This is a genomic window from Paenibacillus sp. FSL R10-2199 (assembly GCF_038000235.1).
GTDB lineage: Bacteria > Bacillota > Bacilli > Paenibacillales > Paenibacillaceae > Paenibacillus_AQ > Paenibacillus_AQ phytohabitans.
Window position 1 is genome coordinate 169,377 of record NZ_JBBOBO010000002.1, and the last position, 12,912, is coordinate 182,288.

12 protein-coding genes and 1 pseudogene are annotated in these 12,912 nt (G+C 50.2%); 4 read left to right on the forward strand and 9 right to left on the reverse strand.

The window, feature by feature from the left end; translation table 11 throughout:
• Positions 1 to 7: 7 nt before the first annotated feature.
• Together NYE33_RS28880 and NYE33_RS28885 are read right to left on the reverse strand one after the other, a co-directional pair.
• A complete protein-coding gene (locus tag NYE33_RS28880) occupies positions 8 to 739 on the reverse strand; it encodes an alpha/beta fold hydrolase (protein ID WP_042135508.1) in 732 nt (243 codons plus the stop codon).
• A 135-nt stretch (positions 740 to 874) separates the two neighbouring features.
• Complete coding sequence (locus NYE33_RS28885; protein WP_171718573.1) at positions 875 to 1,210, reverse strand: hypothetical protein; 336 nt, start codon at positions 1,208 to 1,210, stop codon at positions 875 to 877.
• 195 nt (positions 1,211 to 1,405) lie between these two features.
• On the opposite strand from NYE33_RS28885, the gene NYE33_RS28890 reads away from it, so the two are divergent.
• A complete protein-coding gene (locus tag NYE33_RS28890; protein ID WP_341068876.1) occupies positions 1,406 to 2,677 on the forward strand; it encodes a S8 family peptidase in 1,272 nt (423 codons plus the stop codon).
• Between the two features lie 467 nt (positions 2,678 to 3,144).
• On the opposite strand, the gene NYE33_RS28895 is transcribed toward NYE33_RS28890, so the two are convergent.
• Complete coding sequence (locus NYE33_RS28895; protein ID WP_341068878.1) at positions 3,145 to 3,597, reverse strand: GNAT family N-acetyltransferase; 453 nt, start codon at positions 3,595 to 3,597, stop codon at positions 3,145 to 3,147.
• A 108-nt stretch (positions 3,598 to 3,705) separates the two neighbouring features.
• Here NYE33_RS28895 and NYE33_RS28900 point away from each other — a divergent pair, with 108 nt between their 5' ends.
• Positions 3,706 to 4,629 (forward strand): GNAT family N-acetyltransferase, encoded by a 924-nt coding sequence (locus tag NYE33_RS28900; RefSeq protein WP_336102427.1) that lies wholly within the window; start codon positions 3,706 to 3,708, stop codon positions 4,627 to 4,629.
• Here the strand turns inward: NYE33_RS28900 and NYE33_RS28905 are convergent.
• From NYE33_RS28905 to NYE33_RS28920, 4 genes are all read right to left on the reverse strand, one after another.
• Entirely contained in the window at positions 4,608 to 5,918 is a 1,311-nt protein-coding gene (locus NYE33_RS28905; RefSeq protein WP_336102426.1) for an amidase, read from the reverse strand. The two genes, NYE33_RS28900 and NYE33_RS28905, sit on opposite strands and share 22 nt — an antisense overlap.
• A gap of 198 nt (positions 5,919 to 6,116) precedes the next feature.
• Complete coding sequence (locus NYE33_RS28910; RefSeq protein WP_341068880.1) at positions 6,117 to 6,527, reverse strand: hypothetical protein; 411 nt, start codon at positions 6,525 to 6,527, stop codon at positions 6,117 to 6,119.
• An 86-nt stretch (positions 6,528 to 6,613) separates the two neighbouring features.
• Positions 6,614 to 7,051 (reverse strand): LytTR family DNA-binding domain-containing protein, encoded by a 438-nt coding sequence (locus tag NYE33_RS28915; RefSeq protein WP_042135500.1) that lies wholly within the window; start codon positions 7,049 to 7,051, stop codon positions 6,614 to 6,616.
• 230 nt (positions 7,052 to 7,281) lie between these two features.
• On the reverse strand, positions 7,282 to 8,298 hold the full coding sequence (locus NYE33_RS28920) for an alpha/beta fold hydrolase (protein WP_042140972.1): 1,017 nt from the start codon (positions 8,296 to 8,298) through the stop codon (positions 7,282 to 7,284).
• Between the two features lie 340 nt (positions 8,299 to 8,638).
• Between NYE33_RS28920 and NYE33_RS28925 the strand changes: the two are divergent.
• Positions 8,639 to 8,964 (forward strand): annotated as a pseudogene (locus NYE33_RS28925) (transcriptional regulator); the annotation flags it as partial.
• Positions 8,965 to 9,282: 318 nt separating this feature from the next.
• Here the strand turns inward: NYE33_RS28925 and NYE33_RS28930 are convergent.
• On the reverse strand, positions 9,283 to 10,185 hold the full coding sequence (locus NYE33_RS28930; RefSeq protein WP_341068882.1) for a GNAT family N-acetyltransferase: 903 nt from the start codon (positions 10,183 to 10,185) through the stop codon (positions 9,283 to 9,285).
• Positions 10,186 to 10,292: 107 nt separating this feature from the next.
• Positions 10,293 to 10,568 (reverse strand): CD3324 family protein, encoded by a 276-nt coding sequence (locus NYE33_RS28935; RefSeq protein WP_039305165.1) that lies wholly within the window; start codon positions 10,566 to 10,568, stop codon positions 10,293 to 10,295.
• Positions 10,569 to 10,975: 407 nt separating this feature from the next.
• On the opposite strand from NYE33_RS28935, the gene NYE33_RS28940 reads away from it, so the two are divergent.
• Positions 10,976 to 12,667: a M3 family oligoendopeptidase gene (locus NYE33_RS28940; protein ID WP_076242781.1), complete on the forward strand. Its 1,692-nt coding sequence runs from the start codon at positions 10,976 to 10,978 to the stop codon at positions 12,665 to 12,667.
• The last annotated feature ends 245 nt before the right edge of the window (positions 12,668 to 12,912 follow it).

Below are 12,912 nucleotides of genomic sequence, written 5' to 3' on the forward strand. Positions count from 1 at the left end.
CCTCCTCTTAGCGAAAAGTCTCAGACATACATCTCTCAACCTCAGCTATATACTTTGCCTGCTCTTCATCCGGAATCATATGCCCGGACTGTGTAAATTCGACTACAGTGCAGCAGGGCACCAATGTGCGGTACTTCTCCATTACTTCATCTGATATATCCGATGGGATCATAGATTCCGGATTCCTGCCGGCAAACAGCGTGACGGGAATTGCAAGCTGCGGCAGTTGTGCCGAGAAGTCCACTTCACGGGCTTCCCGCCCCATTCCCTGCAAAGCCTCCCGGCGGATATAGTTCAGAAGAGGCACCTGCTGATAGACAAGGCTGCTCCAGAACTCCAACGTTTCAAGGGACATGGCCCTGTGAACCGGCGGTTGATCAACCAGGATAAGGCCCCTCATCTGATCCTGATGCCTTAGGCTCCAGCCAAGAGCATAGGCAGCGCCCCGGGAGAAGCCGAGTACAATATAGTTTGTAAGAAGGCTATGGTTAACTACAGCCTCAATATCGGATAAATGATCTTCCAGATCATAACCTGAATCCGGTGTAGAGCTTAAGCCGCGGCCGCGGAAGCTGAAAGCCACTACATGACCCGGTAAATGGCTGAGCAGCGGAATCGCCCGCTCCGCCGGCTCCCACAATCCGCTGACCACGAGCAGTGACGGTGTTTCAGCACCCGGCATCCCGCTCTCCATCACATGCAATAAAGCAGTTCCATTATGAACAAAATAGCTTTTCATCGTTGTTCCCCCTGCTATGTATGATAAAACTCTTTTTTCTATAATTTCACATTTCGCTTAAACGTACAAGGAATCATCTCTATTATTCTGTATAGTAAAAGGCACGCCCCGTATAGAACAGGACGCGCCGGCCTTTTAGAAACGGGCTACAAAGAACTCACGGTTGGCAGGGACGTTTCTTTGAGCGAGCAGGCTATTATCTGCGTCCCGTATTCTCAGCGTGTAACTTACAGTAGTTGGTGCATTTACACCATTGAATTGGGCTACACCGAACTCATCGAACAATGCGGAGAATGAAGCACCAGTGGTTCTAGTCAATGTAGCCGTCCAGCCTTGCGTTTCATAAGGTATGTTGCTTGTATCCACAGCAAGTACAACGAAATTCGAGAAAATCTGTTTGATCCGCCGTCTCTTAGGTCTTACTACCGCCGATGATTTTGCTTTTTTGGCCATGAGGAGACGTTTTGCCATGAGTGCTTTCTTCTCTGATTCTTTCAATTGCTTCACCACTTTCTGTTGGAATACAGTAGTAAATGCAACTGAAGAACCGGCTGACACGCGTTATTGCCTGGTATTCATAGAAATGTAGCACTGTCCTATATTAATAGATTCGTACCCACTGATCACCCGGCCGCATACTATGCTTCCATAGAGGTGATCACATTAATGACTGATAAGTTATGGGTTCAGCATCATGCCGCCAAGCTTAACCGTCCGCTGAAGCAAAAGATCCGCAAATCCTATACATCTACCGTGAAACCGGCTGCCATTCCGGTCATTATACAGTTCAAGCATCCGCTGACTCCAGCCAGAATGAAGGCTCTGCAGAAGCATCTGGGGACACACGCTTTTCCGGTTAAACATCTGTTGCCCCTGCACCGTGCAGTTGCCTCACATATTACGCTGAAATGTCTGGAGCAGGTATGCTGCTGGAACGGGGTCCATAAGGTCTATCTCGATGGCATCAAAAAAACCACCTTAAATATCGCTACCCCGTCCATTGGTGCCACCGCCGTGCAGCGTTCAAGAGGGCTTACCGGCAAAGGCATCAATATCGCCGTGCTCGATACCGGTGTGTATCCGCATCCCGATCTGACCCGGCCTGTGAACCGGATTATTGCCTTCAAGGATTATATCAATCACCGGAAGTGTCCGTATGACGATAACGGGCATGGCACACATATTACCGGCGATGCCGCAGGGAACGGCTGGTCCAGCAAAGGTAAATACAGAGGGCCGGCACCTGAAGCAGGGATCGTCGGAATTAAGGTGCTGGACAAAAACGGAGACGGTTATGACTCCACCATCATTAAAGCCATTGAATGGTGCATGGCCCGGCGCAAAAAGCTGAAGCTGCGCATCCTGTCCATGTCCTTCGGCGGACCGGTAAATCCGTCAGCTAAAGACGATATTCTCGTCCAGGCCGTCGAAAAAGCCGTCAAAGCCGGACTCACAGTAGTCATCGCCGCCGGCAACAGCGGCCCTGGGCGCAGAACGGTTGAGTCGCCCGGAATCAGTCCCTCCGCCATCACCGTCGGAGCCGTGAATGACCGCCGTACGGTGACGCAAAAGGACGACCGTATCGCCGTCTACTCCAGCCGAGGACCGGCTCCCGGCGGTAAGGTGAAGCCTGATCTTGTTGCCCCCGGCGATTCGGTGATCTCCCTGCGTGCACCCGGCTCCCAGCTGGTCCGCGAACTGCCGGGAAACAAGGTTGGCAGGAAGTATTTCAAGCTATCCGGCACCAGCATCTCCACGCCGATCGTGTCCGGTGCAGCGGCGCAGCTGCTGCAGCTCCGCCCTTGCCTGACGCCCGGCCAGGTGAAGTCCTTGCTGAAGCGGAACGCCTTCTCCCTTGGCCTGAAGCCTAATACTGCTGGCAGCGGCGAGATCGATGTGCGCTTCCTGAAGCGCTGCGCTAAGCCTGGCGGCAAGTAGAAGCAGCCCTTTAGCGTACGGAAGCAGCCTTTTAGCGTAACGGGAGCAGCCCTTTAGCATAACGGAAGCAGCCTTTTAGCGTAACGGAAGCAGTCCTTAAGCTTACGGAAGCAGCCCTTTAGCTTACGGAAGCAGCCCTTTAGCATAACGGGAGCAGCCCGCTTCCGTTTTGCTTAAGGGCTTTTTTTATCCCAAAGCAACAGTGAACGGCCCGCGGTTAAACGGGAGGTAGCTAAATGTTGTACGGATTACAACTCGAATGCTGAGTCACCTGAGAGTTTAGGAGAATTGTTGTACGAAATACAAGAATCTCCCCGTTAATCAGCTTGGCGGAAAGAAAATAATGTATTTTATACAACAATTTGGGATTTGGGTCGATATTCTAGCGGAAATGTTGTATTTCGTGCAGGATTTTAACTTATACAACCTACAGAAGGTTCAATCCTTTCACTCAATTATTTCATCCGTTAACGTATTTTCAGAACCATTTCTTTCTCCAAATGCTTAAACTCTAATTTCTCGTACAGCATTCTCCCGTCTGCGGTGTAATCGAGGAATATTTCAGCTATACCGAGGCGTTCAGCCTCTTCAATTAGTGTATGGAGTACACGGGTAGACAAGCCTTGTCTCCTGAACGCTGCAGCAGTATGCACATTATAGAGATATCCTTTTTTACCGGAGGGGTTGCTGACTGTGGGCAGAACTTCATAGGTGCTCATGACTGCTATGGAGATGATTCTGTCCTGCTCAGTAGCGATATAACAAACCAGCCTCCCATTGGCGAGATTCTCCTGAATATAAGCATAAGTCTCTTCCTTGAAATTTGCCGGCAATACGGCATGCGTAACCTCCTCAATAAAAACAAGCCTATTCTCCAAAATGACCGCCGCATCAGCTACAACAGCTTTTCTTATTTCCATAGGTCCCTCCTGAGTATGTATTTAACATCCGCAATTTCTGTCCGGCATTCCGCTGCAGGCTTCGTTATAACTGTAGATAATTCTATTAGCCAACTGGAGTGAGGGTCTATGATTAATATTCGCAAAGCTATGGCCGAAGATGCCGAACAACTGGCTGCGGTTATGAAAAGAACATTTGACCGGGAAATGCAGCGCTGGCTGCCGGGGGAAGCGCTGCAGGACAACAATCTCCGCCCGCCGGGTTATGATTCAATTGAGCAACACAGGTATGCCATAAGAGAAACTGATTATTATGTAATTGAAGACGGCTCGCAGATCATTGGTGGTGCAAACGTACATATAGTAGGCAGACATGCCCGGGTTGACAAAATATACATCGATCATTCCTATCAAGGCCGGGGTTATGGTTCGAAGATTCTCTCCTTCCTTGAAGAGCAGTATCCTGCAATGCGTACATGGAAGCTGGAAACCTCAAGCAAACAGCTAAGGAACCACTATTTCTATGAAAAATCCGGGTATATGCGAATCTACGAATCCCCGGATGAATACGGCTATATGAAAATAACCGGATCCCTGCCAGCTCCAGAGGAGCAGGGAATCGAGTTTGAAGATCAGCGGCTCTCCGGAGCGGAGTTTGAGAACTGTGCAATGGATAAGGCTGATTTCTACAACATAAATCTTGCGACGGCCAGCTTCAATAACAGCAATCTGCTCGGCAGCCTGTTTAGTGACTGCAACCTGAGCGGGTCCCGGTTCACCAATCTTAATCTGACCGGTGTCCTGATTGCCGACTCCAGATTAAGCGGCAGCGAAATTGCGCTGGTGGCACTGGATGGTGTGCATTTCCATGATACGAGTCTGGGTGCTTCCGGTAAGCCCGCCCGGTTCGAACGCTGTGATCTGGCAGGAAGTCAGTTCAGCGGCTGTGATCTGTCCGGAGTAAATATCTCGCAATGTGAAATATCCAGCCTGCGGATTAATGATATCCCTGTGGAGAAATTGCTGGAGGCTTATGCGCTTGTGCATAAGTGAGGCCAAAGCTCCTGCGCCCAAGCCAGCAGTGTCTCGTCCTCTCCATGGGTGCCGATGCACTGGAAGCCGAGCGGCATACTCCCGATCATTGCAGCCGGCAGACTGATTGACGGCGATCCGGCGAATCCCCAGATGGCAGGCATTCCTGCCCAGCCTGTATTATTCTCCTCTACCTTGGGTGCCGTGCCTCCTTGGGCTGGCGACACCCACAGGTCGATGCCCTCCTGAACCATAAGTTCCTTCAGATCACGCCGCAGAATCATCTGCTGTCCCCGGTACTGCTCCAGCTCCTCATCCGGAATCTGCCTGCCTCTAACGATAGCTTCCTGAACTGGAAGTCCGTATTCCTCCCTATGCTCCGCGAACCAATGCTCATGCTCCCGCGCCAGTTCTCCCTCGATAAACCGAATCATGGCATCTCCATAGATGAATTCATCCTTCCAGGGCATATCCACGTGGCGGACTTGGTAGCCCAGCTGTTCGAGTATCCCTATCTGAGCGATGAAGACAGCTTTTACTTCCGGACTCATTAACTCCATGTACACCCCGGCGGGAACGCCAAGGACCGGCTTGCGGTCAGATATAGCGGGAATGGCTTCCCAATCCGGTACAAGCAGAGCTGCGGCGGCCTCCATACCAGGCAAATCTTGAGTGAAGAAGCCGATGGTGTCAAAAGAAGGCGAGAGCAGCAGCACCCCGTCCAGCGGAACCCGGCCATAGCTCGGCTTGAATCCGACCACGCCGCAGAAGGATGCAGGAGCGATGACTGAGCGCAGTGTCTGGGTACCGACCGCCAGCGGGCAGATTCCCGCAGCAACCGCAGCGGCTGAGCCTGCACTTGACCCGCCGGGAGTATGCGCGGTGTTATGCGGATTACGCGTTGCAATAGGCCCGTTATAGGCAAATTCCTCGGTAACTGTCTTCCCGGCAATCAGCGCGCCGAGTAAGCGGAGTCTTAGGACCAAAGAGCCCTCTGGTCCGGTCAGCAGATCCGCGGGTAGCTGCGAACCGGCCCGGGTAGGCAGTCCCTCCACATGCAGCAAGTCCTTAACCGCCACAGGAATGCCGAATAAAGGCAGTTTGCTGTCAGCTTCGCTGTAAGTATGCAGCAGCAGCGCTTTTTCCCGGCCAAGCCGTTGTTCAGCGTCCGCTTCAGGAACAAAAGCGCGGATCTGCGGCTCAAGCTGACCGAACCGCTCCAGGTACAAATTAAGTGATTTCTCAAGCCGGACTTCTGGCTCACCCGTACCATTCATCATCTCTATCAGTGATGATCTGTTAAGCAGCATGATATCAGCTCCATGGAAGATTATGTATAACACCGTCTTAGTTACGCTTAATTTGCAGAATGGTAACAGGATTTTTGTGTTCTCTAAATACAATAAACCAAATAAAAAGCCTCCCTGGCAGATCCGGCACCAAGGCGGCTTTCGAATATTCGCTTATAAGGCTGCACGTGTGGAGGCTATCTGCTAACTTCTTACTGCTTATTTATCCCCGTCCTTCTTATACTCCTCCAGCTTCTGGTTCAGCTGCTTGGCTTCCCTTTTACCGTCAATGTGCATCATTGTGTAAACCATGGTTTTGACTACGAGAATTACGATGACGAACGGCACCAGTACTCCGTTATCGAGCAGCCGGGGACCTGTAGCGAACAGCCACAGCCATAGAATCACAAAAACATCGGCGAGGATAAAACAAATGTAGAAGCTGATTGTCTGTACTTTTTTATCAACCTCATAGGTATTCACCAGTGCATAGCGGAAGCAGGTAAATGCCAAGGCCCCCAGGAACAGCTGCATAAACAGCGAGCCGTTGATCGTCTCCGTAGAACTCAGAGCCAGCACAACCGCCGCAAGTACCGTCAAAAAGCCGCAGGCCGTTAACAGATCTTTCACGAAAAAAGATATATATTTACCGGTTGTAATCATGATATTCCCTCCCGAATATTAAGCAGCTCATTTCTTCCAGCACGAATCATCCGCTATAACCCTAATTTTTGTTTAAGCACAGGAACATACTGTCTGGAGATATAGACCTTTTCACCGTTCTGCAGCAGCGCTTCGTATCTTCCATAGAGTACCGGACTCAGTGATTTGATTTTGGCAATATTCAGGATGGTCGATTTGGATGCTCTGAAAAAGTCGCCGTGCTCGTAATCCATCTCCAGCTCATACAGCTTCAGCCGGGATTCATACACCTTCTCGTGGCAATAAATGAACACCTTATGATCCACCGCCTCGAAGTAATACACATCCCTTGGACTAATGATATGCAGCTGCAACTCGGTCATCCCGATCAGCTTTCTGGAGCTGGAGTTCACGGAGTAGATTAACCTGAGCAAAGATTCATCCGGGTCGTTGCACCTTAGAATAATTTCAGGCTCACCGCCCTCCGGAACGTTCTCAATTGTAATTTTCATCGCCCATCGCCTCCTGCGCTTCTCCTTACAGTTACAGTATATTTTTGCTAAAAAACTTATACAATGGCCTTTGCGCAAGCTGCGCTACAGCGGCTTCAAGCTGCAATTTCTGCAGGTCAGGATACTATATACAAAAAAGAAACGGCAGCACCGTCCTTTGGATTAGGATAGTGCGCCGTTCAATCTCGGCTTCCGCTGCAATTGCTAATGTACCGCCCAGAGAACGTACGCTATTGCGGTAATTTAGCCCATGTCTCGTTCAGCCACTGTGCAAACTTCTCTTTCTCTTCAAACTGCGGATAATGTGCCGACTCGTCGAACACCACGAACTCCTTATACGGCGCCTCCAGCTCATCCAGGTATTTGCGCGCCTCGCTCACCGAGGTCATCAGATCAAATTTCCCCATGACAAAATAAACGGGTATATCCATGTGATCCACCAGCTCCGTCATATCATGCTCTGACAATTCTGGCTGCAGTTTAAGCTCCGAGATCGAATTCCCCTTGAAAAAGCGGACGGCGTCCAGCAAATTATACTCCGTTCCGAACAGTAAACCTTTGAAAAGATCGGTGATGTCGTCAATCTGTCTTACTGAACCGCCGTATTTGCTGATTTTGTCACGGGGACTGATCGCGTCTCCTGTTCTAACCGGTTCCCTCAAGTGCTCCAATTCCTCCGCCTCTGCGTTATTGCCGGCAAGCCTCGCCTGATCGATCATGAATTGCAGACTTTCCAGCTCGCTGTTAACCCAATTGGCCGTCTGGCCAATCCCGATATAGGCACTGAACTTGTCCGGCGCCTTGCTTACCGCCTGTGTTGCTATGTATGTACCGTAGGAGTGGCCGATCAGCAGCACTTTCTTCTGGTCAAACTCCCGCTCAAGATATTCAGTGAGGGCCAATAAGTCCTCAACCAATAACTCTGAAGTCAAATTCGAATAATCCTCGGAGAAATGATAGGACTTCCCGCTGCCCCTCTGATCATACTGGACAACCGTGAAATTCTGCTCCAGCAGATTCTGATATTTCCTTACATACGGAGTCTCCGGGACCCCTGGCCCGCCATGTACAAAAATCACCAGCGGATTGCTCCGGTCCTTCCCCCGTATCATCACTTCCTGCCTGGCGCCGTTAATCTTAATCTGCTGCAGAGTACTTATACTGTTGCTTCCTTTAATACCTGGAGTCCATGTCGGAAAGACGAATCCTACTCCAATTAGCAGGACGATTAGCAGCAGGCCAATCATCAATATCCGCAAAGCGGTTCTCCGCTTGCTTCTGTGTTTCTTCAACCTTGAATCCTCCTTAGTATTTTACCAAGTCCTGATTTCCCACCTTATCACAACATTGGCAGATCGAGTATGATCCAAGTCGCTTTCCGGGCGATGTGAAATAAGATGCCAAAGCTGTGCGGTAATACGGTATAATAACCATTATAGGTCGTGAAGCACACGCCGCCGCAATAGAACGTTTGTCTGGAGCTAGCCTACCGGATACGTTGTATTGCGGCGGCTTTTCTTGTTTTTCGGATCGGATCAGCTCAGCTCAAACTCAGGGGACAAACTATTCGCAAGGGGAGATACGGCAATGTCGAGATTTTATGAAGAATGGCTGCAGGAACAGATTCATGAGGAGACAGGTGCAATACGCTTGGAGCTGCTCCAAAAAGGCCTAGGGCACGGAACCAGAGAATTTCTGCGCACTGTCTGGTTTCCCGCTATCGGATATTTCAATCATCTCTTTCCGGAATGGGAGGTCCGGGATTTCAATAACGGCTACCGCTATTTGGATCTGGCGTATATGCCCGGTGGAGCAAAAGGCGGAATCGAGATCCAGGGCTTCGGCCCTCATGCCAGGATGTCAGAAGATTCAAAGACCTGTGCAGACGGCATTGTCTACTCGCACTGGATGGCATTCAGTCCGCGAACAACCCAAAACCGTCCATAAATCCAAAATAACGGAATCTCAGTCCGCGACTCTCCGCGGCTTTCGGCGGCTTTCGGCCACTGTACAAATTCAACTACTGTACTCTCTATATATGATTTTCAGCTCGGCTACAACCGCTAAGTGGCGCCAGATACCCGTCCCTGCCCCGCTGAACATCTTGACTGTTTCAAATCCCGTCTTATCAAAGGTTATCCTACAATTGAGCCTGGGCTGCAAAAGTCTCCCCAGGAGAGAGTCCACACTATTCTCCCTAATTTCATTCCTGCAATTTCATTCCCGCATTTTCACCCGCGTTGTTTCTCCCAGATGGTCATCTCTTCCTCCAGCGCAAAGCCAATCCTCCGGTAAAAGGGCTGCATAGGCCCCGTATACGCTTTGACCATGCCCAGCGTCCGCAGACGGTTCAGGCCTTCATATATCACGGCTCTGCCCAGCCCCTGTCTTCTGTAATTCACATGTGTTCCAACCGGTTCGAGCATGCCGATCCTATTCGCTTCATCCACAAAAATATTGCAGAAGGCCACGACCTCTCCCGCAGCGTTCACCAGCGACAGATCCAGCCCGGGAAGGTACCCCGGTGCTTCACGAAGTCCGCCATAATGCTGCAGCGTCTGCTCCGCTTTCTTCGTGCCTGCATAGTCAAAAGCCATAATATGCCCCTGCGCCTTCGCACGGTCACTGACTTCATCCCCGCAGCAAAGGGTGAAGCCATGGGGAAGGTCTGCCCGGAATTCCTGATCCAGCGCGACCGAAATGATATTATCACTTTCATTGCGCAGCAGCTTATATCCCCGGCTGCGCGCCATCGCTTCCAGCGCGGGCATGAATTTCGGAATGGCCAGCTTAGGGCTGTCCGGACTGGAACTCTTTTCTATGAATCCGAACATTTCGCTCAGTAACTCCTCCTGCGGCTCCAGCGTATCCAGCTGAAAATAGTAGTCCCCGTCACGGCAGACAACGGCGGCCAGCTCACCCGCCTCATCTTCCCACAGTCCTATATGCTGCTCCCAGCCGGGCAACATGCCCGCTCTCTTCTGAATAAAGAATACTTCAAATTCCCAGCGGGCAATGGACCAGCTGTTCGGCCGTTTCAGCCTGGAGTAGACCCGCGAAATATACTCCCGCACCTTCATCATATCTTGCGGAGTATAGGCTCTATATTCTGCTCTCCCTGTTCTCTTAGTCATTTCGTCCTCCAGAGGCTCTGTCATGCCTTCATTCTACGGAACAGGCAGAGAACATTATATACCAAGCTCTTCTAGAATTGTTTTATCTCACAGCAAGAACCCGCAGATCAGCTCTGCGGGTTCTTGGAATATACGATTTTTCGGATGCTGTCTATGGATAATCCATATTGCTCACACAACTGGCTCATGTCCGCGCCTTCACGGAAGCATTTGCGTATCTCCCCGTTCCGGATCTTATAGTAACCGGCTGCACCGGAGCTTTCGCCCCATTTTCTGCGGCTGCTCGGACGGGTGGGGATATACAAGGCTTCCCCATGAATATATTGCTGAATTTCCTTCAGCAGGTGATCTGGCAATAACGTTGCTGCATTTACACATTTCATCTTTGGCCCGCTCCTTAAAATAAAATTGATCTTTTAAGGGCAAAGCCTGTATGAATAACTGTACCTATCTGTTACTTCAGGCGAATACTATCCGCTCCATGCCAAGCTTTCGCCTTAGTTATTCCACAGGCTTTGCATGGAGCGTGCCGTTCACATAGTGGTTCATTCTAAACATGGTCCTTCACCTCCCAGGGCAGCGCTGAGCGCCGCCGTAACAGTTACATTTTATGGATGCAGATCATTACTATTCTAAAATAATACTATCCGTAACACAACGTGGAAGTTTCACTGTCCTTTCGCCTTGAGAAATTAAATATAATTAAACTTTACTGTCTAAAAGTTGGTTTTTTGCGGGAGTCGATTATATAATGGGGTTTATATGGTAAAGAAAGGGTGCTGATAATCCAATGAAATTCTCAGAATACCGTTATGAACGTCCGGATGTGGAGCAATTTAAGACCGATTTCACAACCTTGCTGAAAGGCCTGGAGAATGGCAGTCTGGAGGAGCAGAAGGCTGCGGTTGCCGCCATGAATGAGCTCCGCAGCAAATTTGGTACGATGGAGACACTGGTCAGCGTCCGCCACTCGATTAATACCGAGGATGAGTTCTACAAGGCTGAACAGGATTACATGGACGAGATCGGTCCGGTGGTCCAGGAGTACATAACGGATTATTACAGAGCACTTGTAAATTCCAGGTACAGAGCCGAATTTGAACAGGAATGGGGAACGCAGCTGCTAAGCTTGGCCGAAATTTCCTTGCGTACCTTCAGCCCTGAAGTTATCGGAGACTTACAGCTTGAGAACAAGCTGTCCTCCGAATACGCCCAATTGATCGCCTCAGCCAAAATTAGATTTGACGGTGAAGAGCGTACCCTGGCCCAGCTGATCCCTTATGATTCATCGACTGACCGTTCTGTGCGCCAGGGAGCTTTTGAAGCCAGATATGCCTTCATGTCAGAGCATGAACCGGAACTCGACCGGATTTATGATGAGCTCGTCAAGGTACGGGCCAGCATAGCTGCCAAGCTTGGATACAGCAGCTTTGTGGAGCTGGGGTATGAACGGATGATGCGTACGGATTACAATGCCGGGATGGTTGCTAATTTCCGCAAGCAGGTGCTTGAGAATATCGTTCCTCTTGCAACGAAGCTGAAGCAGCGCCAGAAGGAGCGTCTGGGTCTGGATGAATTGAAATTTTACGATGAGGGCATTAGCTTCAATTCCGGGAATGCTACACCCAAGGGCGATGCTGACTGGATTGTGGCAAACGGAGCGAAGATGTACAAGGAGCTGTCACCGGAAACCGATGAGTTCTTCACCTTCATGCTGGACAACGGGCTGATGGATCTGGTTAGCAAGAAGGGCAAGCAATTCGGCGGTTACTGTACCTACTTCAGCGACTATCAGGCACCGTTTATTTTCTCCAACTTCAACGGAACCTCAGCGGATATTGATGTGCTGACCCATGAAGTGGGGCACGCCTTCCAGGTGTATTCCAGCCGCAACTCCGGTGTTCCGGAGTATGCTTTCCCAACCTTTGAAGCCGCAGAAATCCACTCGATGAGTATGGAATTCTTCGCTTGGCCGTGGATGGACCAGTTCTTCGAACAGGATGCGGACAAATACCGCTTCAACCACCTGGCAGAGAGTCTGTTGTTTATTCCTTATGGTGTCTCTGTCGATGAGTTCCAGCATTTTGTCTATGAGCACCCGGAGGCGACTCCGGCTGAACGTAAGCAGGCCTGGCGGGAAATCGAGCAGAAATATCTGCCCCACCGTGATTATGACGGCAACGTCTATCTGGAGCAGGGCGGCTTCTGGCAAAAGCAGGCGCATATCTACCGTTCCCCGTTCTACTATATTGACTATACGCTGGCCCAGCTCTGCGCCTTCCAGTTCTGGAAACGCTCGAATGAGGATTTCAAATCCGCATGGTCGGATTATCTGCGCCTCTGCAAGGCTGGAGGAAGCCAGTCCTTCACGAAGCTGGTAGAGCTCGCCGGACTGATCTCACCGTTCGAGGACGGCTGCGTCAGCTCCGTCATCGGGGATATTGAGAGCTGGCTGAACAGCATTGATGATAAGGCGCTGTAAGCAGGGAATCTCCTATGGCAACAAAGCCACTGAACAATTAACTTAAATAAAAGATTCTAATAACGAGCCTCTGGAATCACTTCCAAGGCTCGTTTTGCATTCCGGGAAAATGTGCTCCCCCATTTTTCAATTTTTTAGAATAGGATTGTTTATCAGTGGCTCCGTTGTCTTGAGTGGTTTGCTTACTTCACTGAAGATGTTATGCTTACTCTCAAAAGTCCTTAAGGACAGGGGGAAGGCGAGGC

Coding starts and splice junctions, on each gene's coding strand:
- NYE33_RS28880 (WP_042135508.1), bottom strand. CDS start 739: ATGAAAAGCTATTTTGTTCATAATGGAACTGCTTTATTGCATGTGATG.
- NYE33_RS28885 (WP_171718573.1), bottom strand. CDS start 1,210: ATGGCAAAACGTCTCCTCATGGCCAAAAAAGCAAAATCATCGGCGGTA.
- NYE33_RS28890 (WP_341068876.1), top strand. CDS start 1,406: ATGACTGATAAGTTATGGGTTCAGCATCATGCCGCCAAGCTTAACCGT.
- NYE33_RS28895 (WP_341068878.1), bottom strand. CDS start 3,597: ATGGAAATAAGAAAAGCTGTTGTAGCTGATGCGGCGGTCATTTTGGAG.
- NYE33_RS28900 (WP_336102427.1), top strand. CDS start 3,706: ATGATTAATATTCGCAAAGCTATGGCCGAAGATGCCGAACAACTGGCT.
- NYE33_RS28905 (WP_336102426.1), bottom strand. CDS start 5,918: ATGCTGCTTAACAGATCATCACTGATAGAGATGATGAATGGTACGGGT.
- NYE33_RS28915 (WP_042135500.1), bottom strand. CDS start 7,051: ATGAAAATTACAATTGAGAACGTTCCGGAGGGCGGTGAGCCTGAAATT.
- NYE33_RS28920 (WP_042140972.1), bottom strand. CDS start 8,298: ATGATTGGCCTGCTGCTAATCGTCCTGCTAATTGGAGTAGGATTCGTC.
- NYE33_RS28930 (WP_341068882.1), bottom strand. CDS start 10,185: ATGACTAAGAGAACAGGGAGAGCAGAATATAGAGCCTATACTCCGCAA.
- NYE33_RS28935 (WP_039305165.1), bottom strand. CDS start 10,568: ATGAAATGTGTAAATGCAGCAACGTTATTGCCAGATCACCTGCTGAAG.
- NYE33_RS28940 (WP_076242781.1), top strand. CDS start 10,976: ATGAAATTCTCAGAATACCGTTATGAACGTCCGGATGTGGAGCAATTT.